This is a genomic window from Planococcus maitriensis (genome assembly GCF_003289925.1).
GTDB lineage: Bacteria > Bacillota > Bacilli > Bacillales_A > Planococcaceae > Planococcus > Planococcus maitriensis.
The window spans coordinates 242,478-264,966 of record NZ_QLZQ01000002.1; the positions used below are offsets into that span (position 1 = coordinate 242,478).

A 22,489-nucleotide genomic window follows, 5' to 3' on the forward strand; every position below is an offset into this window, starting at 1 on the left:
TCCCTTATAATAAAATCAACTAGGAGGGATTTTCAATGAATGAATTTGAACAGAATGTTCAGTCCAAACGCAACGATGCCATCGATGCAGGGATGGGCTTCGTCGTTTCCTTTGGTTTCTTTGCTCTTATTTTCATCATCGCTGGCGTTGTGCAATTCGCAGCCCGCTGATACCAAAAAAGCTCCGGCCAATGCCGGGGCTTTTTTATTTTCGGCTGGTGTCGACTGTCACGCGCCCATTTTCAATCGTCATGCGGATGGTCCCGTTTTCGGCTGTCGACAGAAGCCGCAGGCCCAAGTCGCCAAAGCGTGCCGTCACTTCCGGGCTTGGATGCCCGTAGCGGTTGTCGATTCCTGCTGAAACAACCGACACTTGCGGGCGCAAGGCTTCTAGAAAAAGTTGTGAACTCGAAGTCTTGCTTCCGTGGTGGCCGACTTTCAAGACCGTCATGCCGGCTAGTTGTGGACCATAGCGTTCCACCACCCCGGCTTCGCCTTCGCTTTCCAAATCTCCCGTAAAGAGGAATCGCTGCCCCTGGTGATCCATCAGCAAGACCAGCGAGTCATCATTGCCTTCATATAGTTCGTCCTCAGGCGACAAGTACATGAATTTCGTTTCGCCCACTTGCCAGCCCGCCCCGCCCTTCGGCAACTCTACACGGGCTTCGTGGGCAAACGGGGCGAGCTTTTTCATTAATGCATTCGCTGCGGAACCGGGCGTAATGTGCAAATCTCCTACAGCCAGCTCTTCAAAAATTTCATCCGCCCCTTCAGCATGATCTGCATCGGGATGGCTCAAGATGAAAAGGTCTACACTTGAGATGCCGCGCCCTTTTAAATACGGCACTACCGTTTGGCGTCCCACTTCAAAGCGGCGTTTTTTCTCCTGGAACTCCTTTTCATCAAAACGCAGCACGCCGCCGGCATCGATCAAATACACCGCCTTGCGGTAAGGGAGCTCAATCAATGCGCTATCGCCCTGTCCGACGTCGATAAAACTGACATGGAGCCCCGGGTCGATATACGGCTTTGCGGACAGCAGCACAGGTGGAATGAACAAGATGAGCAATAAACGCAGGCGAAAGCGCTTTTCAGCTTGGATAAAAAACAGCAGCACACTGGCAGCCAGGAACAACAGCCAACCGGCTGACGGCCTGCCAGGCGTCCAGACTTGGTGAGGCAAGCCCGCTAAAGACACAGTCAGCCCGTCAACCCAGCTGCGCAGCGGCTCGTAGGCCGAAAAAAGAAAGCCATCGATGCCCAGTGGCAGAAACGTCGCAGCCAATAGAATGAAATTCGCCGGCAGGATCACCAGCGTGAACAAAGGGACATAGAAGGCATTCACTATAAAGGAGGATACGGAGATTTCAAAAAAGTGGAACAGTAATAGAGGGTAAAGGCAAAGCTGGGAGACTGCGGTGACGATCAAGCCGCTTTTTAGAAAAGAAGCCCCTTCCATCAATTTCAGCGAGGCGATGATCCCGAAACTCGCACCGTATGACAATTGGAAACCGATATCCTGCAATAGGCCGGGATCCATCCACAAAAACAAGATGAAACTTACCGACAATGCTTGAAGCGCCGATACATGCAGCCTGAAAAGCCGCGCCCCCAGCACTAAAACCACCATGGCACAAGCCCGCATGACCGACGGGGCAGCCCCCGCCAACATGGCATACAAAGGCAGCAAAATGAGCAATAACATCGTCGCGCTTTCTTTCCTGACACGCAAGCGCAGCAAAATGAAATAAACCATTCCGGTGACGATCCCGACATGCAGCCCGGATATCGCAAAAAGGTGGGTGATGCCGAGCGTCCGCTGTATCCTCGCCTGTTCAGCATCCATGCCGCTGCGATCCCCGAGCAAAAGCGCCTGGGCTTCCATGGCCAGCGACTCAGGAAATGACATGTCGATGTGTTCGATCAAATCGCTGCGCTGCCCGGCCAAGCGTGCATGTAGACCTGAAACCCGAGCCGCCGACTCGAGCGTCTTGATTTCAAGCATGCCCGAAGCGTTGTGGCGCTCCAGATAGCCCGGCATATCAAATGCGTATGGATGGGCAGGCGGCCTCGGCTCCTCGTATGTCCCCGCCACCTGCAGCGTCGCGGATGGGCCGAGCTCCTGCAATCGCCGCTGTTCTTCAATCGAACGGATCCGGTAGCTCGCATAAATGACTTGGCCGGAATCGGCAGACGCAAACCCTGACAGGCGGTCTCCGTCGATTGCGATTTCATCAAAATCGATCGTCCCCTGAAAGTTTCCGGTCAGTAACGGCCCTTCCACCAGGCGGGCATCCATATTAATGAAGGAAATCAACGCTATAGCCAAGACAGCCGCCAACGCCGCCATGCGTGCTCTCCGGTATATCATCCAGCAAAAAAGCAGCACCATGAGCAAAAGCTTACCAGCTGAGCCATGTGCTGCTTGTGCGGCAATTGCCGTCGCAATTGCTGCATAGAGAAATAAACCTTCCGTTAGACGAGAAGTTCTCCGAATAATTCCTTCACCCGTTCTTTATAATGGGACAACTCTTCTTCGCTCGCCCCTTTTGCGCCAAGCTTTTCAATCAATTCCATATACAGCGCCGTTTTCTCGACACTGAGGAAATCGATCGTCCGCTCATCGAACATCACTTGGATCACTTCGACATTAGCCTGTTCGAGCAATTCAATCGCGTATTCATGATTTTTGTAGTCAGCCGCATAATAGAGCCGCGAAATACCTGCCTGGATAATGGATTTCGTGCATTGGAGGCAAGGGAAATGGCTGACATACATATCGGCGCCGCTGACGCTGACCCCGTATTTCGCGCATTGCAATAAGGCATTCATTTCCGCATGGATGGTTCGCACGCAATGGTTATCGACGACATAGCAGCCTTTGTCGATGCAATGGTCACCGCCGGAAATCGAGCCATTATAGCCCCCGGCCATGATACGCCGGTCCCGGACGATCGTCGCTCCGACAGCCAACCGTGTGCAAGTGCTTCTTAGCGCTAAAAGATGGCTTTGAGCCATGAAAAATTGATCCCACGTTATTCGCTTCATCTGATTGCCTCCTGCTGTTTCGTTAAATTAAGTGTAGCAGAGGCAGTTGTTTCGTCAAGTGCCGTCCGTCCTCATCTTATGCGGACCAGCTCTTTCAATTGCTCAAAGCTCTTTTCGCCAATCCCCGTGACATCCATCAATTGCTCAACGCTTTTGAAAGGGCCGTTTTCAGTCCGGTGCGACACGATAGCCGCTGCTTTCGCCGGGCCGATCCCGGGAAGTTCGGTCAATTCATCTGCCGTTGCCGAGTTCAAATCGACGAGGCCGGGCTCGGCACTGGTGCCTGCCGTCGCTACCGGCATTAAGCTTTCTTCGCCTTGTTTCGGCACATAGACCGCTGATTCATCGAGCACGATGACAGCCAGGTTGATCGACCGGCTGTCGGCTTCCGGCAAAAAGCCACCGGCAGCTTCGATGGCATCGTTGATACGCGAACCGGCCGGCAGTTCATAAAGGCCTTCTGTTTTGACGGCGCCTTTCACGTCAATCATGACACTTGCGGGAATCGCCGCCTCGGTTTCTGCAGGCGGCGGTGGTTCGGTGGATTCGGAAGTGAGTTCGTCGAGGCTCGTGGCCTCAGGGGGGTCGTGCAGGAGAAAGAAATAGAGAAGCGCCAAAACGATGGCAAGCAGCACAACGATGCGGCCGTACTTGGCAAGTTGTGGAGAAATATTCAGTGGGCATCCCTCGTTTCCGCAGAAAGCAAGCAGCTGAAGCTGTCTGAATTATATAATAACTGTTGATCGAAAGTCCATCTTTCCACGAAAAAAACTAGCATATAAAAATATGCAGGTTTGCAGCTTGTCGAGAAAAGTAAAAAGACGTATTTTCTGAAGCTTATCGCACGACTCCGTGGGCTCGCGCCCAAGCCTCCTCAGTCGCTTTGAAACCCTTGTGCTCAACTCTCACTGCGTTCGAGCATCGCAGAAAACCCGCTTGCTCAACTTTCGCTTCGCTCAAGCATCGCAGAAAAAATTTGCTCCCACATCTGCTTGGCAGATGCGTCGCAAATGAATGCGCTCAGCTAAGCTTCGCTCATTCATTCCTTGCGGGGTCTCGGCCGTCTCGTCGCTTACGCTGCTCCACTGGAAAGATAAGGTCGACCTACGGGAGACATTATCTTTGCGAAAGTAATGCGCAGCATTATTGAGCAGAAGGGGTTACGAGCGAACGCTTCTCCAAATACTTAGAGAAATCATTGATTTTTCATAGTAGAAAAGGCGATTCCTTTTCGATATACAGCAAACTATAGACTTTTTCAATATTTTAAAAACCCGCATATAAAAATAGGCGGGTTCGATGTTGCTGATTATTTTTTCGCTCGGAAAAAGATCCGTTCGCTTTCGTCATTTGGTGCATCCTCAGTAAAATCAGCGGTCACTGATTCCACCGTGAATCCGGCTTCTGTGAGCCATTCTTTGTAAACGTCAACCGGGAAAGTCCGTTGTTCGTGCGTTTCTTCAAAACGCTCGAACATCCATCCTTCACGAACGAAAAACGTCAAATCGTGGATGACGCTGTGAGGCGCTGAACCTTTTTCAGTATGCCACATATAGGCAAGGTCTTCCCCGTCATAAACGAACGGGCTATGCATGAAGATCTCGTCGACCTTGAACACCGAATGGACATCGAAAAAGAAATATCCGCCCGTATTCAATGCCGCATAAACTTGTTCGAAAGTCTTCTTGACCTGCTCTTCTTTCGCTAAATAATTCAAGGAATCGATCGCGATCGTCACGGCATCAAAACCTTCCAAGCCTTCCAGGTTGTCCATCGACAATTGAAGAACCGGAATATCCAGCCCGGATTCTTTAAAGCGTCTCTGTGCAACGGTGAGCATATCGGCAGACAAATCGCTGGCCGTCACGTCATAGCCGAGTTCGGCCATCAATTCAGACAGCACGCCGGTGCCGCATGCAAGATCGAGCACCGATCCGGAGCGCATTGTTTCAGCAATCCACTCCACATATTGTTCGTGTGGGATATCTTCCATCAAGTCATCATAAACTGCCGCAAACCGCCCGTAGTTCATACTTCGAGTTGCGGGGCGTCGCGCCATAGACGCTCTAGGTTGTAATACGAACGCTCGTCGCGATGGAAGACATGGGCCACGACATCGCCAAGGTCGACCAAGACCCAACGCGCTGCGTCGAAGCCTTCGACACTTTTGACGTCGTAACCGGCTTCTCCGGCCTTATCCATCAATTCACGGGCGATCGACTGTACTTGGCGATCCGAATTCGCGCTGCAGATCAGGAAGTAATCCGCCAAAAGCGAGATCCCCTCCATATTCAACACAACGATATCCTCTGCTTTTTTATCCTCTGCGGCTTTATACGCCACTTGCAATAATGTATCTTTAGTCATTCTTCACGTTCCCTTTCTGTTGCTCAAAATGCTCAAGGCATTTCAATGAATCCGGATAAACCGGTTGATTTTTTGATACGAGAAATTCGACCGACTGCCGGATCGACGCTTCCATCAAGCGATCGAGGCCATCGTTTTTCATGGCTCTCAACCGGTCGACACCTGGGAACTTGCGGCCCGGTTCGATCATGTCTGCTGTATAGATGATTTTCTCAAGATCGGACATGCCGGCACGCCCTGTTGTATGATAGCGGATCGCGTCAAGGATTTCTTCATCTTCGACTCCGAATTCATAAGAGGCCAGGTAAGCACCTACCGGGGCGTGCCATAATTCATGATGATAGTCGAGCAATAGGGGATCCATATTTTCTTTTTCGATGATGCCGCGCATCCAATCACGGTCTGCGTATTTCGCCACGTCATGCAAAATCGCCGCAATACGCGCTTGTTCTTCCGGCACCCCGTAATGCTTGGCAAGTGCAACTGCGGTATTCATCACGCCCAGTACATGGGTAAAGCGTTTTTCAGGAAGGCGTGCTTTCACTTTTTGGAGCATCAGGCTCGGGTCCATACAATCGCTCCTTCCGGATAAAAGTCTCCACTTGATCGGGTACAAAAAAAGTCAATGGCCGGCCCGCCAAGACGCGCTCCCTTAGCATCGTCGAGGACAGATGCATTTCAGGGGAATCGATCATCATCACCGGGTATTCCGTTTCAGCGATATAACCCGGCCGTCCGATGCCGACAAACTGGACCAATTCAGCCAGCTCGCCGATCCGGTGCCATGTATGCAAACTTTCGACCATGTCCCCGCCGATAATAAAATAGAATTCACATTCCGGTTCACGTTCGATCAACTTGACCATCGTCTCATGCGTATACGAAACCCCGCCGCCTGCCACTTCAATGTCTTCAAGGCGGAAATGGGCCTGCCCTTCGATCGCAAGGCGTGTCATCTCGACACGCGTTTCGGTATCGATGCCGCTCGACTCTTTATGCGGGGCGATGGCATTCGGCATAAAGCGCACCTCGTCCAAGCCAAGCGCGTAATAGGCTTCATTCGCCATGATCAAATGGCCGAAATGCGGCGGGTTGAATGTGCCGCCGAGAATGCCGATTTTGCGCTTTTTCACGGAAGCTCAATCCGTTTATTGTTGACGGATGGTTTAAACAAAACGACAGTGTGGCCGATCAATTGCACCAATTCCGCTTTCGTTCCCTCAGCCAAATGCTGGGCCACTTCGTGTTTGCCGTCTTCGTTATTTTGCAGGATGCTGATTTTTACGAGTTCGCGCTTTTCAAGGGCTTCCCCGATCTGTACGAGCATCGCTTCATTGACGCCGCCTTTTCCGACTTGGAAAATCGGGTCCAAATGATGCGCTTCACTTCTTAAAAAACGTTTCTGTTTACCTGTTAACATGATTGCCTCCTAGTTTTTCCGTAATCAATTGAATCATTTCTTCTGTATCCGGACGGATGCCTGTCCATTTCTCGAAGGCGATGGCGCCTTGGTTGACGAACATGCCGACACCGTTCAGCGCCAGGCACCCCTTCGCTTTCGCTTCTTTCAAGAACGGCGTTTCGAGCGGGTTGTAGATGATATCGGCCACGATCGAGCCGCTTCCGAGATGCGTCAAAGACAGCGGCAACGCTTCTTCGGTCAATCCGACAGAAGTCGTCTGGATGATCGTGGCGAATTCACTTAACTTCGCCTCGGCCTCGGCCATTACGATCGCCTCGCTGCCGGTTTCGTCCGCAAGTTCCTGCGCCCTGCGGAAAGTGCGGTTGGTGATGGTGATATTGCTGAAGCCGGCACGGGAGAGCGCGAAACTGATGCCTCTTGCCGCCCCGCCTGCACCGATCACCAATACCGGCCGATCTTTATCGACAGGATAACTCAAGAGCGAACGGACGAACCCGTCGCCATCGGTATTGAACCCTTTCAAATGCCCATTTTCTGAAGCGACAGTATTGACTGCATTCATGATACGTGCCGTTTCGTCCAACCCGTCCAATAGCGGGATCGCCGCCTGCTTATGGGGCAAGGTGATGTTAAATCCGCTGATTCCAAGCAATTTCAAAGAGTGAAACGCTTCTTCCAGCTGTTTCGGTTCGACATGGACCGGGATATAGGAAGCGTCGATCCCATGTTTTTCAAACCAATGATCGTGCATAAATGGCGATAATGAATGGGAGATCGGATCCCCGATGACCGCATACCATTTCTTCATTGTGAAAACCTCCTATATGAGCGATGGGCGGATGATGACTTCCACCCCTTTGGGTGCATGCGCAGCGATCGTTACGTCCTCATGCTGTGCCGTAATCCAGCCGAGCCCTGAAAAGACGATGTCCGTCTTGCCTTCTTTGATGCGGAATTCATGGCGCACCAATTCAGGGAAATCTTCTTTGTATTCGGCAGAAGGCGGTGCAAGCATGCCTCCCAGATGCTGTTCATATAACTGATCTGCATTATCCAATTTGGTCCGATGGATATTCAGTGAATTAGCGGCATGCACCGTGAACGATGAACGTTTGCCGCTGATGAAATCGAAACGTGCCAAACCGCCGATGAATAATGTCTGTTCCGGATTCAATTGGAACACACGCGGCTTGATTTCTTTTTTCGGCATGATCGCCTTCAGGTCTTCCGTGTGCAGATGATGTGCCAATTGATGATGGTTGATGATACCCGGCGTATCGAATAACGAACGTTCGTCATCGAGCGGAATGCCGATCATATCAAGCGTCGTGCCTGGGAAATGGGAAGTTGTGATGACGTCCCCTTCGCCTGTCGCCTGCTTGATGACGCGGTTGATGAATGTGGATTTCCCAACATTCGTACAGCCGACCACATACACATCGCCGCCGTCGCGGTATTGTTCGATCGCATCCATCGCTTCTTGGACACCGGTCCCTTTATGCGCGGATACTGTCAGGATGTCAACCGGGTTCAAGCCCAATTTACGCGACTCCTGTTTCATCCAATTGATCAATTTCTTCTCTTTGACCGATTTCGGGAGCAAGTCCGCTTTGTTGGCAATGAGCAAAATCGGGTTGTTTCCGACAAAACGGTGCAAGCCCGGCAGCCAGCTGCCGTTGAAATCGAAGATGTCGACGATTTTCACGATCAGCCCTTTGCGTTCGCCGAGGCCATTCAAAATGCGCAGGAAATCGTCATCCGTCAAGGAGACCGGCTGCAATTCGTTATAGTTCTTCAACCGGAAGCAGCGCTGGCAAATAATTTCTTCCTTATCAAGTGATGACGGCGGCGCGTAGCCGATATCATCTTTCCGTTCTGTTTGGATCTGTACACCGCAACCGATGCAATATGGCATTTCTGTCAATTTTCTTCCTCCCACATCAATTGTCCTTTTTCTTTCAATCTCTTCATGATCCGGCGCTCCACCATGCGGTTGAAGCGAGTAAAGAAGCCGTCCGACTGTGCGACCGGCAATACGAGGATCGTATGGAGCTTATTGCGGTTGCCGCCGAAAATATCGGTCAGCATCTGGTCGCCGATGACCACAACTTGTTCGCGCTTGACGCTCATGATTTTCAGCGCTTTGCGGAAAGCTTTGCCCATCGGTTTTCTCGCTTGGTGAATGAACGGGATCCCGAGCGGGTCAGCGAATGACTTCACGCGCAGCTCATTGTTATTGGAAACGATGACTACTTGAATGCCGGCTTCTTTCATCGATTTCAGCCATTCAATCAAGCGTGGCGTCGCTTCGGGGCGGTCCCATTCGACCAATGTATTATCCAGGTCGGTGATGATACCGAGCACCCCTTTTTCTTTCAGTGACTCTGGCGTAATATCAAAAACCTCTTTAACGTATTGCCTTGGAATAAAATATCGATACACACATAACAACTCCTGTTTCTAGGGACTTAAGTCCATTGATTATACCATATATGCGAGCGGTTCTCCCACCTTGACCCGGTCTCCATCGCTGATTTTCGCCTCGAATTGAAGATGCCCGCTCTCGAAGAATAAAGCCACTGTCGAGCCGAAGCTGAAATAAGCGACTTCCGCCCCTTTTTCCCATTCAGTCCCGAACTCCGTCAATTCGATGGAATTGACATACATCGCCCCGACCTTCACCACCAGTATGCAGCCATAGGGCGTCTCAAGCTCAGTGATAAGCCGGCGGTTGCCGCTGATCGGCGACTTTCCGTAAACCAGCCCAAGCCGGTTAACCGGATAGGATCTTTCTCCGAGCATGTATTGTTTCACGACTTGGCCGTTTACGGGGCTGTGGATCCGGTGATAATCCGCAGGCGATAGATACAGAATCGCATACTGGCCGTTTCCGTACCGAGCCGCCATCTGCTGGCTTCCGAGCAGTTCAGCAAGAGAATAGTCGATGCCTTTGACCTTGAAGCGGCTGCCGCCTTCAATAGCGCCATGGATTTCGAGGCGCCCGTCGACTGGAGAAACCAGTGCGGCATCGGCAACAGGGCGTGCATCTGCTTTTAAACTGCGCGTAAAAAAGTCATGCAAGCTCGTGTATTGTCCGCTCGGCCGCCCGATATCGCCGAGTTCGATTTTATAAGCATTGACGAATCCCGGAATGGCCTTTCGGCTGATGGCTGATTGGGCAAAGCGCTTCAGCACAGCAGAACTTGTTTTTCCATTGCCCAATTCGATCATCGATTGGTATAGGCGTTTTTTCATGCTAGCACCTCCGTCGTTAAAATAGTCTACCATTTTTTGTCGATTCGCAGTATAATTGTCGAAAGCATATCAAAAAAGGAGCGCTTGCATTGATATTGATCGACAAAATGGATCACACCATAAAACGGCTGAAAAGCCAGGCAGCTAACACATTGACGATCGGCAATATGGTTTTCGGTGGCGCCTCATTGATGGCGACTTTGAACGAATACTATAGTTATAGTGTGCTGTTCATTTTCATTGCTGCATTTCTGGATCGTTTTGACGGCATGGTCGCGAGAAAATACAATCAGGAATCCGAACTCGGCAAACAATTGGATTCCATGGGGGATATCATTTCCTTTGGCGTTGCCCCGGCGCTGTTGATCCATCAGCTGGCATTGCAGGATTTCGGCCTGGCAGGCATGGTGTTCACGGTTATCTATATTTCATGCGGCGCATTCCGCCTCGCACGCTTTAATATCACCGAATCAAATGGTTATTTCACCGGCTTGCCGATCACTGCAGCCGGAACTGTGCTAACTTTGTCATATTTCGGGTTCGGCCATTGGTCGCCCGCTGTCTATATGTTCATTCTCTTGATTTCTTCATTATTGATGATCAGCACATTTTCATTACGGAAAGTATAAAAGCTGAGGGCTTGATGCCCTCAGCTTTTTTGCTTGTTTTGGGATGGAGTTTCTTTTATACGCGCTGGAGCATCTTTTCGATGACACGCAGGACGATTTCTGTCGAATGCTTGGCGGCAACCGGCAGGAATTCCTCGAAAGATACCGAGGATTCCTTGCCCGCGATATCCGATAGGGCACGGATGACAACAAATGCCGTATCGTACTGGAAACAAACTTGCGCCACGGCAGCCGCTTCCATTTCCGCTGCCTTCATCTCGGGAAACTGCTGTTTCACCAATGCCACACGCTCGGGATCGCTCATGAATGAGTCCCCTGTCGCGATAAGCCCCACTGCATGCTGGTGCTCGCCGATTTCTTCAACCGCCTGGACAGCCAGTTCGATCAGTTCCTTATTGGCGGTATAAGCAGCCGGCATTTGCGGCACTTGCCCGAGTTCATAGCCGAACACTGTCGCATCCACATCGTGGTGGCGCACTTCATCTGAGATGACCACCGCCCCGACTTCCAGCTCCTCGTCGAAACCGCCGGCAGACCCGATGTTCAAGACGAGATCCGGCTTGAACTCCTGCATCAGGATCGTGGTCGTCATCGCTGCATTGACTTTGCCGATGCCGCTTTTCAGCAAAATAAGTTCCTGGCCTTTATATGTACCTGTCGTGAATTCGCTGTTGGCGATTTCACGGACGGATGTGTTCGCTAATTGATTGCGCAGCAGTTCTACTTCCTCTTCCATTGCGCCGATTACACCGATTCTCATTGTATCCGCTCCTTGCTTCCATGATTACGCCGGAAAAACGGCGCCCTATTAATGATTAATAGGCGCCGTCCAGCGTTTTGAGTACATCCATTTTTTCAGGCTTCCAACCTTCACCGTCCACCCATTCAAGATAGACGCGATACTTCTCGGATTGGTCTTTCGACTGGACTGTCGCGATGGATTTTTGCGGGCCGCCGCCATTTTGGACCATCATGACATACATGTCATTTTGGGACAAACCGGTAGCATACGTGACCGCTTCAATTTTTTCGTTCCAATCAACCGAGTTTTTCTGGTAGGAAGAGACGTGGTCGCCAGTTTGGCTAGTGCCGATGGGCTCCCAGCTGGTGTTGACGATGGTTTCACTGACGATCGGATCGTTGGATTCCTCACGTGTGATGGTTCCGCCTTTGGTCTCTTCTTCCTCTTCTTTTTCTTTTTCTTCAGCTTCTTTTTTGGCCGCTTCTTCTTCAGCCTTGGCTTCCTCTTCAGCTTTCTCTTTAGCTTCAAGGTCATTTTCTTCTGCTGTCACTTGCGTGTCATCATCGCCGCTCGTTTGGCTTTCCGTTTCAGGCGCTGTTTCTGAGGATTCAGGATTTGCTGAATCGCCGCCACCGAATAGCAATGTCGCCCCGATGATAACCACCAAAGTAAATACTAAGGCGATCATGATATTCAGGATGGAATTCGAACGATTTTTATTGTTCTTGTTCTTATTCAAACGAGAGGGATAAGGTTTTTCTTCGTTAGCCATGAAATGCCCCCCTTTACACATATTTTATCATATTTAATGCATGACAAATTTGACGTTTCAACTAAAGTTTTGTTTCAGCCATCAAAAAAACAGCCACTCCCAAAGGAATGGCTGGGTGCATCAATTGATCGAAACGATCTTGACTTCCATTTCCCCGCCTGGCGTCAATACTTTCACGCGGTCGCCGACAGTGCAGCCAAGCATGCTTTTGGCAATCGGTGAATCGTTGGAAATGCGCCCTTCCAACGGGTCTGCCTCTGCAGAACCGACGATTGTATAGGCTTCTTCTTCACCGTCTGGGATTTCCATAAATGTAACTGTTTTCCCGAGGCGGACAACATCGTTGCCGGCTTCCTCTTCATTTATAATCACCGCATTGCGGATCATGGATTCCAATGTAGAAATGCGCCCTTCGACAAAGGCTTGGTCTTCCTTGGCGGAATCGTATTCGGAGTTCTCGGATAGATCCCCGAAGCTTCTTGCGACTTTGATGCGTTCCACCACTTCTTTGCGTTTGACCGTTTTCAAATAATCCAGTTCATCCTCCAACTTCTGCTTTCCGGCAGCTGTCATCGGAAATTGTTTATCGTTTGCCATACTCTTCCCACTCCTTCAACTGCTGACTATGGATGCGCTAACATCCGTCAGTCTCGTATCATTCTATTATAAATTTCCAATCTATTCAAGAATTGTTTTAATTTTTGTAACCATTAGATCGATCGCGACTTCGTTCTGGCCGCCTTCCGGGATGATGACATCCGCATAGCGCTTCGTCGGCTCGATGAATTGATTGTGCATCGGGCGGACGACCGTCAAATACTGCTCGATGACCGAATCGATCGTGCGCCCGCGTTCGTTGATATCGCGCATCAGGCGGCGGATGATGCGAAGGTCCGCATCAGTGTCGACGAATAGCTTGATGTCCATCAACTCGCGCAGCCGTTCGTCTTCAAGGACCAGTATGCCTTCGAGGATGATAACATCTTTCGGTTCGATCAGCACGCTTTCTTCAGCACGGGTGTGCAATGCGTAATTATAGATCGGTTTTTCGATCGCACGCCGTTCGAGCAATTCGTTGACATGCTTGATCAATAGGTCCGTGTCGAAAGCGAGCGGATGGTCATAGTTGGTCTCGAGGCGCTCCTCGAACTCGAGGTGGCTTTGGTCTTTATAGTAATAATCCTGTTCGATGACCACCACGGAATGCTCTTTGAACACTTCGTAGATGGAATTGGTGACACTGGTCTTTCCTGATCCTGAACCGCCAGCGATGCCGATGACGACCGGTCTGTTTTTAGACATATACGTTAGCTCCTTGTGGTTCGATTTTCATTTTTTCCTGCAGACGAGAAGCCCGTCGCCGACCGGCAGAAGCTCGCAGTCGAATCCGGGATGTTTATCCATTCTCTCGCGGAACGAACGGATATTGCGGATCATCGTGCGTTTGCGCCTCGGCACTTCCTTGATCGGCTGTTCCGCCATGCCGTGCATCGACATGTTATCGCAATAGATGATGCCGCCCGGGGACAGTAGGCTTTCATATTTATCGAAGAAACGCTCGTATTGCCCTTTAGCCGCATCGATGAACATGGCGTCATAATACGGGGACAATTCGGCGATGTCCAGTTCGAGCGCATCGGCACAGATGGCCCGCACGCGGCTTTCCATCCCCGATTCGCGGATGAACCCAAGCGCCTTGCCGAAGCGTTCTTCGTCCCGTTCAATTGTGTCGATGCTGACGTCAGGCAAGGCATCGGCCATGCGAAGTGCCGAATAGCCGATGGCCGTCCCCAGTTCCAGCAAGCGCAGCGGCTTTTGCTGACGCAATAATGCCAGCAGCTCGTCGATGCCCTGCTCTTCCATGATCGGGACATGATGCTCCGCCGCATAAGATCGCATCGTTTCGAATAAAACTTCCATTGATGTATTGGGCATTGTGGATGTCCGCTCCTTTCATGCTCTCACCCTTCATTTGAACAGAAAAGAAGAAGGGAAACGGACGCTCCCTTCCTTCTTATACAAATTGAACTAATGATTTTGTAATTAAAATCTTATTAAACCGATATTCCGCAAAACAGCTGAAAAAGCTTTGCTCTACTCTCACTATGTTCGAGCATCGCCAACGAATTGGTTCAGCTCCGCTTCACTAATTCGCTTCCTGGGGGCTCGCGCTGAACTAATTCGGGCTAGACGCCCGAATGGATTTCAGCACTTCGTCGAAACGGAGTTGGAAAGCCCCCTCCGTTTCTGCTCCCCAAGGAGTCTGCGCTGTTTCGCTCCATATCTCTCGAATAAAATACACTAAAGAGTGGAAGGCGGCGACTCCTGCGGGAGCAGTGACGGAGCACCGCGACGGAGCGACATGAGTCTTGAGACCCCGCAGGAAATAAATGAGCGAAGCAAAGCTGAGCACATTTATTTGCGTCGCATCTGCCATGCAGATGTGAAAGCACAAGGTTTTCGCAGCGACCGAGGAGGCTCAAGCCATGCCCGCGGAAAGCGTCCGCCTGGAACGATTTATTCACACTTACTCATTCTCTAGTTCAAATTATATTTATCAATTTCCGATATGTTCATCGCGGTATTGAAGATGCTGTTCGTAGCTGGTCGAGAAGTAGTTATTGCCTTCTGAGTCAGCCAGGAAGTACAGGTATTCCGTTTGGTTCGGGTCGAGCACCGCTTCGATGGAAGATGCGCCGGCAGCGGCGATCGGCCCAGGCGGCAAGCCTTTGTTCGTATAGGTGCTGTAAGGATGTTCGAACTCGTAATCCGAGTTGAACAAGCGGTCCTTATGCTCGCCCATCGCATAGATGACAGTCGGGTCTGTCTGAAGCGGCATGTCTTGGTCCATGCGGTTGTAGAACACGCTTGCGATGGTTTGGCGATCCGATTTCGCAGTCGCTTCCTCTTCAAGCAGTGAGGCAAAGGTCAAGAGCCAGTGCGGCGACTTTTCCTGCTCCTGCAAGACGCTTTGGTACGGCTCGATATTCGCTTTCGTAGCATCGAGCATCTGCTCAATCAATAAGGTAAGTGAAGGATTCTCCTCATAGACCGGGTAAGTCGCAGGGAACAGATAGCCTTCAAGGGCATATCTGACATTCTCCCCTTTGATCTCCTCTGTCAATAAATCAGGGTACTTGGTCATCAATTCATCGATATAGGCTTCATCTTGCACTTGTTCCATAAACTGCTCAGCCGTGTAATCCGTTTTTTCCGCAATCACACGTTCGGCAATTTCTTCCAAGGTCAGCCCTTCCGGAACATTGATCGTATACAAAGGTTCATGGTAAACTTTCCCGGTTTTCAAACTTTGCGTAATTTCGTCCAATGTCATCGACTGGGTCAAGCCATAGCTGCCTGCCTGGAATTCCGATTCGTTCTTGAACTTGACGTAATACTTGTAGATTCTGGCATCTTTGATGACGCCCTTGTCTTCAAGCAATGCGGCGATACTGTCCAGATTCGAACCGATCGGCACTTCGACTTCGATGACTTCTTCGGAATCCGGATCGACAGGCTCGAGCGCGCCAGTGACATAGCTATAAACTTGCCACCCGGCCACTGCGACGATCAGAAGCAGGACGAGCGCGACGATCAGGACGATGCGCCGCACGACTCTCACTTCTTTTTTCTTTTCCTTCATCCTGTCGAACATGACATCTTTCTTTGACTGCTTTTCCACGGGTGTTCCCCCTCAGCTATTCATCTCTCCAAAACAGAAGGCGATTCAAACGAAAGGGACGGAATCAAGGTTCAATTCCGTCCCCCTTATGGTTATTGCTCTTCGTTTTCTTCTTCTTGCTCAAGGAAAGTATTGAGCATTTCCTCGATCATGTCCCATTCCTCTTCCGTTTCGACCGGGCGAAGTTCGCCGCCGGAAACGTTCTCTTCGGAATCCAGGTTTTCAGTGAATGAAGATGCGTGGATTTCGATCTCGCCTTCTTCGTCTTCATCTGCGCCTACCGGGAAGTACAAGACGTATGATTTTCCGAAATCTTCCGATTCGAATGTGAACAATACTTCGAATAATTGCTCGTTGCCGTGCTCGTCCACTACTGTAATATGCTCTTGACCATGTTCCATTCGTGTCACCTCATCATTTTTTTGAATCAAGATAGCCTTGTAAAATCATCACTGCGGCCATCTTGTCGATTACTTTTTTGCGGTTTTTCCGGCTGACATCGGCAGAAATCAGCATTTTCTCCGCTGCCATCGTCGTCAGCCTTTCATCCCAAAGCACTACCGGTATATCATATCCTTCTTTCAGCAATGCTGCAAACTTTTCGGAAGCTTCGGCCCGTGGCCCGACTGAGTTGTTCATGTTCTTCGGGTAGCCCACGACCGCTTCCGTCACTTTGTATTCCTTGATCAATTCGCCAAGGCGCTCAAGCCCGAACTCGCCATTCGCCTCATCGATTTTGACGGTTTCGATGCCCTGGGCTGTCCAGCCGAGTGCATCGCTGATCGCCACTCCGATCGTTTTGGAGCCGACATCCAATCCCATTGTTCGCATAATTATTCCTCGTTATTCTTTTTGATGTAGAACTTCACCAGTTCTTCCAAAATTTCATCCCGCTCCAGTTTCCGGATCATGTTCCGTGCATCCTGGTGGCGAGGGATATAAGCCGGATCACCTGAAAGTAGATACCCGACGATCTGATTGATCGGGTTATAGCCTTTTTCCTCTAGAGCAGCATGGACTTGCAGCATGACCTGCTTTACGTCCTGCTCCATCGATTCATCGGATGAATCGAATTTCATCGTGCGATCAAATGAGCTCACGACAAGCACCTCACTTTCGGAATGTGTGTTGGCAATTCGTTCCTCTTGCTGAATCCCATTATAACTGAAAGCTTGGATTTGTTAAACCTATTTGACTAAAGTGTAGACCGATTCGAGCGCTGCATCCAATTGCCCCGGATTTTTCGCCCCGGCCATCGCCATGTCCGGACGGCCTCCGCCTTTGCCGCCGCATTGTTCAGCGACTGCCTTGACGATATTGCCGGCGTGGTAATCCTTGCCGGCAATGTCTTTAGTCACGCCCGCTGCGAGCATCACTTTATCGCCGTCGCTTGCGCCGAGGACGATCACCGCCTGCTCGAACTTCGCTTTCAGGTCATCGACCATCTGGCGCAGCTGGTTATTGTCTTTAGCTTGCACTTTTGCGGACAATACCGTCACATCGCCGACTTTTCTCGCCGACTCCAGCAATTCGCCGGACTGTGCATTGGCGACCTTCTGGAGAAGCGATTCATTTTCACGCTGCAAAGCTTTGATATCGGCTTGTGCCGCTTCGACTTTTTGCACGAGGTCGCGCGGATTGGCTTTCAATAAAGAAGCGGCCTCGTCCAAAGTCTTCTCGCTTTGTTTCATGTTCACGTAAGCGCCTTTCCCGGTCAATGCTTCGATGCGGCGTACGCCAGCACCGATGCCGCCTTCGGAGACGATTTTGAAGACCCCGATTTCGGATGTGTTCGCCACATGGATCCCGCCGCATAATTCAAGCGAGTAATCGCTGATGGCGACAACGCGGACGACATCGCCGTATTTCTCGCCGAACAAGGCCATCGCGCCCATGTCTTTCGCTTCCTGCAGATTGTGGTAGCCGGATTCGACTTCAATGCCTTCCCAGATCTTTTCATTGACCGCCTGCTCGATTGTTGCGAGTTCCTCTTTCGTCACCTGTCCGAAATGGGAGAAGTCAAAGCGCAGCCGGTCCGGGCCGACATATGAACCTGCCTGGTTGACATGCGTGCCGAGTACGTCTTTCAATGCCTGATGCAGAAGGTGGGTCGCCGTATGGTTCTTCACCGTATGGCGGCGCTCGGAAGCATCGACTTTCGCTTTGACAGCCGTTTTCGTCAATTCGCCGGAATCGACACGGACATTATGCAAGTTCTGGCCGTTTGGCGCTTTTTTCACATCGAGTACGGATGCCGAGACCAAATCGTTCGACAAGCTTCCTTTGTCGGCAATCTGCCCGCCGCTTTCTGCGTAGAATGGCGTCCGGTCCAGCACGAGCTGCACTTCTTCGCCTTCTTGTGCACTGTCCACCAATTCCCCGCCTTTGACGATAGCGACAATTTCAGCGTCCGCGACCGTGTGCGTATAGCCGATAAATTCACTTTCTTCTTTAATATTGCCGAGCACTTCGGATTGCGTTTGCATGGAATTGACGTTTTGGCGCGCGTTTCTTGCGCGTTCACGCTGTTCGTTCATCGCACGCTCGAATCCATCATGGTCGACGGTCATGCCTTCATCTTCCGCGTATTCTTCCGTCAACTCCACAGGGAAGCCATACGTATCATACAGACGGAACACATCTTCGCCCGGGATTTCGCTGTGGCCGGCCTGTTTTTGCTTTTCGGCAACTGCAGACAAAATCTCCAATCCGTCATGCAAGGTCTCGAGGAAACGTTCTTCTTCGAGTTTCATGACGCGGACAATGAAATCCTCCTTGCCTTTGACTTCCGGGTAGAAGCTCTGCATGATTTCACCGACAACCGGCACGAGCTGGTACATGAACGGTTTTTCGATGCCCAGTTTCTTCGAATAGCGCACTGCGCGGCGCAATAGGCGGCGCAGCACGTAGCCGCGGCCTTCGTTTGACGGCAATGCGCCGTCTCCGATCGCAAATGCGACGGTGCGCACATGATCGGCGATGACTTTGAACGCCATATCCTGTTCCTGGCTTTCGCCGTAGGATTTGCCGGAAATCTCCGCCGTCTTCTCGATGATCGGCACGAACAGGTCCGTGTCGTAGTTGGTCGGCACGTCCTGCACCACTGAAGCCATCCGTTCCAAGCCCATTCCGGTATCGATGTTCTGCTTTGGAAGCGGTGTATACGTATGGTCCGGATTATGGTTGAACTGGGAGAACACCAAGTTCCAGATTTCCAGGTAGCGCTCGTTCTCGCCTCCCGGATACAGTTCAGGATCTTCAGGGTCATTGCCGTAGCTTTCGCCGCGGTCGTAGAAGATCTCCGAGTTCGGTCCGCTCGGGCCTTCCCCGATATCCCAGAAGTTGCCTTCGAGGCGGATGATGCGCTCAGCCGGCACGCCGACTTCGTTGAGCCAGATGGCATATGCTTCTTCGTCTTCCGGGTGGATCGTCACCGATAGTTTATCGGCATCGAACCCGATCCATTTGTCGTCCGTCAGGAATTCCCATGCCCAATGGATCGCTTCTTTCTTGAAATACTCGCCGATCGAAAAGTTGCCGAGCATTTCGAAGAAGGTATGATGGCGCGCAGTCTTCCCGACATTTTCGATATCGTTCGTGCGGATCGATTTCTGCGCGTTGACGATGCGCGGGTTTTCCGGAATGACGCGGCCGTCAAAATATTTCTTCAAGGTCGCGACTCCGCTGTTGATCCACAACAAAGACGGGTCTTCAAAAGGCACAAGCGGCGCACTCGGTTCCACGTCGTGGTTTTTTTCCTTAAAAAAGTCGAGATAGAGCTTTCGGATTTCTTCAGCTTTCAAATTCTTCATCAAAATTCCTCCTTCTGCATAATAAAAAGCCTCCATCCCCCAATAAAAAGGGACGAAGGCTCGATTCGCGGTACCACCCTGGTTACACAGGAAAAAACCCTGTGTCTCTCAAGCGCCTTAACGCGGCGGGACGGCAGTGATTAGCTGCACTCGGGAGTAGCGTTCAAAAGATGCGGCAGAAGGCCCTTTCAGCCAGGGAGCCTCTTTCTGGTCGACCGGAATCTTTTTACTGTCTCCGTCAAGGTGTTGTCTATCAGTTATAAATTGAATTATAGAAAACCCGCTGTTCCTTGTCAAGCACGCTCATGCATCCTGGAAGTCGCGTGGCGTGATGCCTTCCATGCCGATCATCGGATGGATCAGGTGTGCATTTTGCTGGGTCAGGCTTTTCGATCCAGCTTCTTCCGTTTCCTGCGGCGGCTGCGCTTGCTGTTTAGCTTCGCCGGCTGGCGCATCCGCCGTTTCAGCAGTGGATGAGCCCAGGCGCCCGGCCAAGGTCGTCAGGCGGCTCGAATCATCGGTGCGCTCGACGCCGTGGCGGAACACGCCCGGATCGCCGCACAGGATCAGGAAGTCACGGCTTCTCGTGATGCCGGTGTAGAGCAAGTTGCGCCGCAACATTTTCATATAGCCGCGGACGACCGGCATGATGACCGTCGGGAATTCCGATCCTTGCGCTTTGTGGATCGAACAGCAATAGGCGAGTGTCAGCTGGTTCAAATCGCTGCGCTGGTACGTCACTTCGATGCCATCGAACGATACGACAAGGAGATCCTGCTTTTCCACCGTCTCTTTCGCTTTCATGATGGCGACCACTTCGCCCATGTCGCCGTTGAAGACATTGCTCTCGGGCTGGTTGACCAGCTGCAGCACTTTATCGCCTATGCGGTACTTGATGTCGCCGAATACCAGCTCTTTTCGCGAGCCGTCATCGTTCGGGTTGACCATCTGCTGGATCATCTGGTTGAGCGCATCGATTCCGGCCGGCCCTTTATACATCGGCGCGAGCACTTGGATGTCTTTGATCGTATGGCCTTTCGACAATGCGCTCTTGACCACTTTTTCGACGACCAGTGGAATCTGGTCCGCACCCGCCTTTATGAATGATCGGTCGGACGTCTTCGCTTCGATATTGTCCGGCAGTTTCCCCGCTTTCATTTGATGGGCCAGTTCGATGATTGACGAGCCAGAGCTTTGGCGGTAGATTTCCGTCAGCTCGACCGTCGGGATACGACCGGATGCCAGCATGTCCCGCAGCACTTGCCCGGGGCCGACCGGCGGCAATTGGTCCTGGTCGCCGACGAAAATCAATTGTGCGTCTGCGGGCACCGCTTTTAGCAATTGGTGGGCAAGCCATGTGTCGACCATCGACATTTCATCGATGATGATGAGTTTGCCCTCGATTTCCTTTTCGGTTTCCTCTTCCTTCTCCTGCCCATTAAAGCCGAGCAACCGGTGGATGGTCATTGCCGGAAGCTCCGTCGATTCACTCAAGCGTTTCGCGGCGCGCCCTGTAGGAGCCGCCAGGATGATTGGGAACGGCTCTTTTTTCTTAGCATAGTCTTTCGGGTCGAGAGACAGCCCGTGGAGCTCTGCATACACTTCGACAAGCCCGCGGACGACGGTCGTCTTGCCGGTACCAGGGCCGCCGGTGAGGATCATGACGCTCGAATTCAAGCTTTTTTCGATGGCGTCGATTTGTGTCTCCGCATAATTCACGCCGAGCCGCTCTTCGGCTTCGCCGAGCGCTTTGCGGATTTCGGAAGACGGGAAGCCGTCGCGCGTTTCCTGTTCAGCGATCAAGGTTTCGAGTTTCGTCGCGATGCCGACTTCCGAATAGTACAGCGACGGCAAATAAAGGCGGGTTTCCTCCCCCGCCACTTTGCCTTCCTCATTCAATTCGATGGCGGCCTGCGAAATCGCTTCGACCGGGATATCCTCGCGCTGGCTCGCTTCAAGCATTTGCTTGACGAGCGGGATCAGGTTCTTCGCATCGACAAAGACATGCCCTTCTGACAACGATGCCTGGTTCAATACGTGGAGGATCGCCGCTTTGATGCGGTCGGGATGGCTGCCGGTGATGCCAAGTTTCGACCCGAGCTCGTCCGCCCGGTGGAAGCCGATGCCTTCAATTTCCTCGATGAGCTGGAACGGGTTCTTCGTGAGGATATCAATCGTGTCCTCGCGGTACGCCTGGTAGATCCGCATGCCGACTTGCGGGCCGAATCCCCAATCGTTCAATTGGATCATGACGCGCTCAAGGCCCAAATTCATCTGCAAGGTCGAGCGGATCGTGTCTTTTTTGTCATCCGACAGCCGCGGGACGCCATCGAGCGCATCCGGGTCTTCGAGGATTTTCTTGATGGCGTCGCTGCCGAGTTTCTTGACGATTGTCTCGGCGGTTTTGCGCCCGATGCCGTTGAACAAATCGCTCGACAGATAATGGACGACGCCCTGTTCGGTTTCAGGCACTTCTTTCTTGAAGGTTTCGGCCTGGAACTGCACGCCGTATTTCGGGTGGTTCTTGACGCTGCCGGTGAACTTGTATTGTTCTTCAAGCGACAGCTTCGGGAAATAACCGGAGACGATGATTTCCTTTTCGGTATAGGGGGTGTTGGTTTGCTGGATTTTCACTTTGATGATGGAGAAGAGGTTTTGGGGATTGTGAAAAATCGAGACGACCGGACGCCCCAGCACGAATTCACTTTCTTTTTGGAATAAATCGATCTGTCCGGACATGCGGCCGTCTCCTCTCTTTCA

Annotated in this window: 25 protein-coding genes; 2 read left to right on the top strand and 23 right to left on the bottom strand. The window is 51.4% G+C overall.

The genetic code is table 11. The annotated features are described in order from the left end of the window. The first annotated feature begins 35 nt into the window (after positions 1-35). Positions 36-170: a YqzM family protein gene (locus DP119_RS07555; RefSeq protein ID WP_006828710.1), complete on the top strand. Its 135-nt coding sequence runs from the start codon at positions 36-38 to the stop codon at positions 168-170. 34 nt (positions 171-204) lie between these two features. On the opposite strand, the gene DP119_RS07560 is transcribed toward DP119_RS07555, so the two are convergent. From DP119_RS07560 to DP119_RS07615, 12 genes are all read right to left on the bottom strand, one after another. Further along, the gene (locus DP119_RS07560) at positions 205-2,349 is read right to left on the bottom strand and encodes a DNA internalization-related competence protein ComEC/Rec2 (protein WP_240616394.1); all 2,145 of its coding nucleotides are present in this window, start codon (positions 2,347-2,349) and stop codon (positions 205-207) included. Between the two features lie 125 nt (positions 2,350-2,474). After that, positions 2,475-3,047 carry a ComE operon protein 2 gene (locus DP119_RS07565; protein WP_068869005.1) on the bottom strand — a complete coding sequence of 191 codons (573 nt, stop codon included), beginning with the start codon at positions 3,045-3,047 and terminating at the stop codon, positions 2,475-2,477. A gap of 71 nt (positions 3,048-3,118) precedes the next feature. Continuing rightward, positions 3,119-3,682 (bottom strand): helix-hairpin-helix domain-containing protein, encoded by a 564-nt coding sequence (locus DP119_RS07570; protein ID WP_240616395.1) that lies wholly within the window; start codon positions 3,680-3,682, stop codon positions 3,119-3,121. Between the two features lie 674 nt (positions 3,683-4,356). Continuing rightward, entirely contained in the window at positions 4,357-5,079 is a 723-nt protein-coding gene (locus DP119_RS07575; protein ID WP_112232396.1) for a class I SAM-dependent DNA methyltransferase, read from the bottom strand. Then, positions 5,076-5,414 carry a ribosome silencing factor gene (rsfS, locus tag DP119_RS07580; RefSeq protein WP_112232398.1) on the bottom strand — a complete coding sequence of 113 codons (339 nt, stop codon included), beginning with the start codon at positions 5,412-5,414 and terminating at the stop codon, positions 5,076-5,078. The genes DP119_RS07575 and rsfS overlap by 4 nt, the downstream gene beginning before the upstream one ends. After that, the gene (yqeK, locus tag DP119_RS07585) at positions 5,407-5,985 is read right to left on the bottom strand and encodes a bis(5'-nucleosyl)-tetraphosphatase (symmetrical) YqeK (protein WP_112232400.1); all 579 of its coding nucleotides are present in this window, start codon (positions 5,983-5,985) and stop codon (positions 5,407-5,409) included. The genes rsfS and yqeK overlap by 8 nt, the downstream gene beginning before the upstream one ends. Continuing rightward, positions 5,939-6,547, bottom strand: coding sequence for a nicotinate-nucleotide adenylyltransferase (locus DP119_RS07590; RefSeq protein ID WP_112232402.1), 609 nt, complete (start codon positions 6,545-6,547; stop codon positions 5,939-5,941). The genes yqeK and DP119_RS07590 overlap by 47 nt, the downstream gene beginning before the upstream one ends. Beyond that, positions 6,544-6,834 carry a ribosome assembly RNA-binding protein YhbY gene (gene yhbY, locus DP119_RS07595; RefSeq protein WP_112232404.1) on the bottom strand — a complete coding sequence of 97 codons (291 nt, stop codon included), beginning with the start codon at positions 6,832-6,834 and terminating at the stop codon, positions 6,544-6,546. Before yhbY ends, DP119_RS07590 begins: the two co-directional genes overlap by 4 nt. After that, entirely contained in the window at positions 6,821-7,645 is an 825-nt protein-coding gene (gene aroE / locus DP119_RS07600; protein WP_112232406.1) for a shikimate dehydrogenase, read from the bottom strand. Before aroE ends, yhbY begins: the two co-directional genes overlap by 14 nt. A gap of 12 nt (positions 7,646-7,657) precedes the next feature. Further along, on the bottom strand, positions 7,658-8,761 hold the full coding sequence (yqeH, locus tag DP119_RS07605) for a ribosome biogenesis GTPase YqeH (RefSeq protein WP_112232408.1): 1,104 nt from the start codon (positions 8,759-8,761) through the stop codon (positions 7,658-7,660). After that, a complete protein-coding gene (locus tag DP119_RS07610) occupies positions 8,758-9,279 on the bottom strand; it encodes a YqeG family HAD IIIA-type phosphatase (protein WP_112232410.1) in 522 nt (173 codons plus the stop codon). The genes yqeH and DP119_RS07610 overlap by 4 nt, the downstream gene beginning before the upstream one ends. A 39-nt stretch (positions 9,280-9,318) precedes the next feature. Next, on the bottom strand, positions 9,319-10,092 hold the full coding sequence (locus tag DP119_RS07615; protein WP_112232412.1) for a phosphatidylserine decarboxylase: 774 nt from the start codon (positions 10,090-10,092) through the stop codon (positions 9,319-9,321). 107 nt (positions 10,093-10,199) lie between these two features. On the opposite strand from DP119_RS07615, the gene pssA reads away from it, so the two are divergent. Next, positions 10,200-10,721, top strand: a complete 522-nt coding sequence (pssA, locus tag DP119_RS07620) for a CDP-diacylglycerol--serine O-phosphatidyltransferase (protein ID WP_418054983.1) — start codon at positions 10,200-10,202, stop codon at positions 10,719-10,721. A 55-nt stretch (positions 10,722-10,776) separates the two neighbouring features. Here pssA and mtnN read toward each other — a convergent pair whose 3' ends face one another. The 11 genes from mtnN to recD2 all read right to left on the bottom strand — a co-directional run bounded on the left by mtnN (position 10,777) and on the right by recD2 (position 22,468). Beyond that, positions 10,777-11,481, bottom strand: coding sequence for a 5'-methylthioadenosine/S-adenosylhomocysteine nucleosidase (gene mtnN, locus DP119_RS07625; RefSeq protein WP_112232415.1), 705 nt, complete (start codon positions 11,479-11,481; stop codon positions 10,777-10,779). 55 nt (positions 11,482-11,536) lie between these two features. Further along, the gene (locus tag DP119_RS07630; RefSeq protein WP_112232417.1) at positions 11,537-12,235 is read right to left on the bottom strand and encodes a YrrS family protein; all 699 of its coding nucleotides are present in this window, start codon (positions 12,233-12,235) and stop codon (positions 11,537-11,539) included. A gap of 120 nt (positions 12,236-12,355) precedes the next feature. After that, positions 12,356-12,832, bottom strand: coding sequence for a transcription elongation factor GreA (gene greA / locus DP119_RS07635; RefSeq protein ID WP_068868992.1), 477 nt, complete (start codon positions 12,830-12,832; stop codon positions 12,356-12,358). A gap of 81 nt (positions 12,833-12,913) precedes the next feature. Beyond that, entirely contained in the window at positions 12,914-13,537 is a 624-nt protein-coding gene (udk, locus tag DP119_RS07640; protein ID WP_112232419.1) for a uridine kinase, read from the bottom strand. A 27-nt stretch (positions 13,538-13,564) separates the two neighbouring features. Beyond that, on the bottom strand, positions 13,565-14,170 hold the full coding sequence (locus tag DP119_RS07645) for an O-methyltransferase (RefSeq protein ID WP_112232421.1): 606 nt from the start codon (positions 14,168-14,170) through the stop codon (positions 13,565-13,567). A 622-nt stretch (positions 14,171-14,792) separates the two neighbouring features. Further along, positions 14,793-15,917, bottom strand: coding sequence for an endolytic transglycosylase MltG (gene mltG, locus DP119_RS07650; protein WP_112232423.1), 1,125 nt, complete (start codon positions 15,915-15,917; stop codon positions 14,793-14,795). 92 nt (positions 15,918-16,009) lie between these two features. After that, the gene (locus DP119_RS07655; protein WP_112232425.1) at positions 16,010-16,318 is read right to left on the bottom strand and encodes a DUF1292 domain-containing protein; all 309 of its coding nucleotides are present in this window, start codon (positions 16,316-16,318) and stop codon (positions 16,010-16,012) included. A gap of 13 nt (positions 16,319-16,331) precedes the next feature. Beyond that, complete coding sequence (gene ruvX / locus DP119_RS07660) at positions 16,332-16,748, bottom strand: Holliday junction resolvase RuvX (RefSeq protein WP_112232427.1); 417 nt, start codon at positions 16,746-16,748, stop codon at positions 16,332-16,334. Positions 16,749-16,750: 2 nt separating this feature from the next. Further along, positions 16,751-17,017 (bottom strand): IreB family regulatory phosphoprotein, encoded by a 267-nt coding sequence (locus tag DP119_RS07665; RefSeq protein WP_058383651.1) that lies wholly within the window; start codon positions 17,015-17,017, stop codon positions 16,751-16,753. A gap of 87 nt (positions 17,018-17,104) precedes the next feature. Further along, on the bottom strand, positions 17,105-19,729 hold the full coding sequence (alaS, locus tag DP119_RS07670; RefSeq protein ID WP_112232428.1) for an alanine--tRNA ligase: 2,625 nt from the start codon (positions 19,727-19,729) through the stop codon (positions 17,105-17,107). A gap of 303 nt (positions 19,730-20,032) precedes the next feature. Further along, positions 20,033-22,468 carry an SF1B family DNA helicase RecD2 gene (gene recD2, locus DP119_RS07675; RefSeq protein ID WP_112232430.1) on the bottom strand — a complete coding sequence of 812 codons (2,436 nt, stop codon included), beginning with the start codon at positions 22,466-22,468 and terminating at the stop codon, positions 20,033-20,035. Positions 22,469-22,489 lie beyond the last annotated feature (21 nt).

Bases quoted from the DNA above. Each gene is read 5' to 3' on its own strand.
- DP119_RS07555 (WP_006828710.1), top strand. From the start codon at position 36: ATGAATGAATTTGAACAGAATGTTCAGTCCAAACGCAACGATGCCATC.
- DP119_RS07560 (WP_240616394.1), bottom strand. From the start codon at position 2,349: ATGGCGGCGTTGGCGGCTGTCTTGGCTATAGCGTTGATTTCCTTCATT.
- DP119_RS07565 (WP_068869005.1), bottom strand. From the start codon at position 3,047: ATGAAGCGAATAACGTGGGATCAATTTTTCATGGCTCAAAGCCATCTT.
- DP119_RS07575 (WP_112232396.1), bottom strand. From the start codon at position 5,079: ATGAACTACGGGCGGTTTGCGGCAGTTTATGATGACTTGATGGAAGAT.
- rsfS (WP_112232398.1), bottom strand. From the start codon at position 5,414: ATGACTAAAGATACATTATTGCAAGTGGCGTATAAAGCCGCAGAGGAT.
- yqeK (WP_112232400.1), bottom strand. From the start codon at position 5,985: ATGGACCCGAGCCTGATGCTCCAAAAAGTGAAAGCACGCCTTCCTGAA.
- yhbY (WP_112232404.1), bottom strand. From the start codon at position 6,834: ATGTTAACAGGTAAACAGAAACGTTTTTTAAGAAGTGAAGCGCATCAT.
- aroE (WP_112232406.1), bottom strand. From the start codon at position 7,645: ATGAAGAAATGGTATGCGGTCATCGGGGATCCGATCTCCCATTCATTA.
- DP119_RS07615 (WP_112232412.1), bottom strand. From the start codon at position 10,092: ATGAAAAAACGCCTATACCAATCGATGATCGAATTGGGCAATGGAAAA.
- pssA (WP_418054983.1), top strand. From the start codon at position 10,200: ATGGATCACACCATAAAACGGCTGAAAAGCCAGGCAGCTAACACATTG.
- mtnN (WP_112232415.1), bottom strand. From the start codon at position 11,481: ATGAGAATCGGTGTAATCGGCGCAATGGAAGAGGAAGTAGAACTGCTG.
- DP119_RS07630 (WP_112232417.1), bottom strand. From the start codon at position 12,235: ATGGCTAACGAAGAAAAACCTTATCCCTCTCGTTTGAATAAGAACAAG.
- greA (WP_068868992.1), bottom strand. From the start codon at position 12,832: ATGGCAAACGATAAACAATTTCCGATGACAGCTGCCGGAAAGCAGAAG.
- udk (WP_112232419.1), bottom strand. From the start codon at position 13,537: ATGTCTAAAAACAGACCGGTCGTCATCGGCATCGCTGGCGGTTCAGGA.
- DP119_RS07645 (WP_112232421.1), bottom strand. From the start codon at position 14,170: ATGCCCAATACATCAATGGAAGTTTTATTCGAAACGATGCGATCTTAT.
- DP119_RS07655 (WP_112232425.1), bottom strand. From the start codon at position 16,318: ATGGAACATGGTCAAGAGCATATTACAGTAGTGGACGAGCACGGCAAC.
- ruvX (WP_112232427.1), bottom strand. From the start codon at position 16,748: ATGCGAACAATGGGATTGGATGTCGGCTCCAAAACGATCGGAGTGGCG.
- alaS (WP_112232428.1), bottom strand. From the start codon at position 19,729: ATGAAGAATTTGAAAGCTGAAGAAATCCGAAAGCTCTATCTCGACTTT.
- recD2 (WP_112232430.1), bottom strand. From the start codon at position 22,468: ATGTCCGGACAGATCGATTTATTCCAAAAAGAAAGTGAATTCGTGCTG.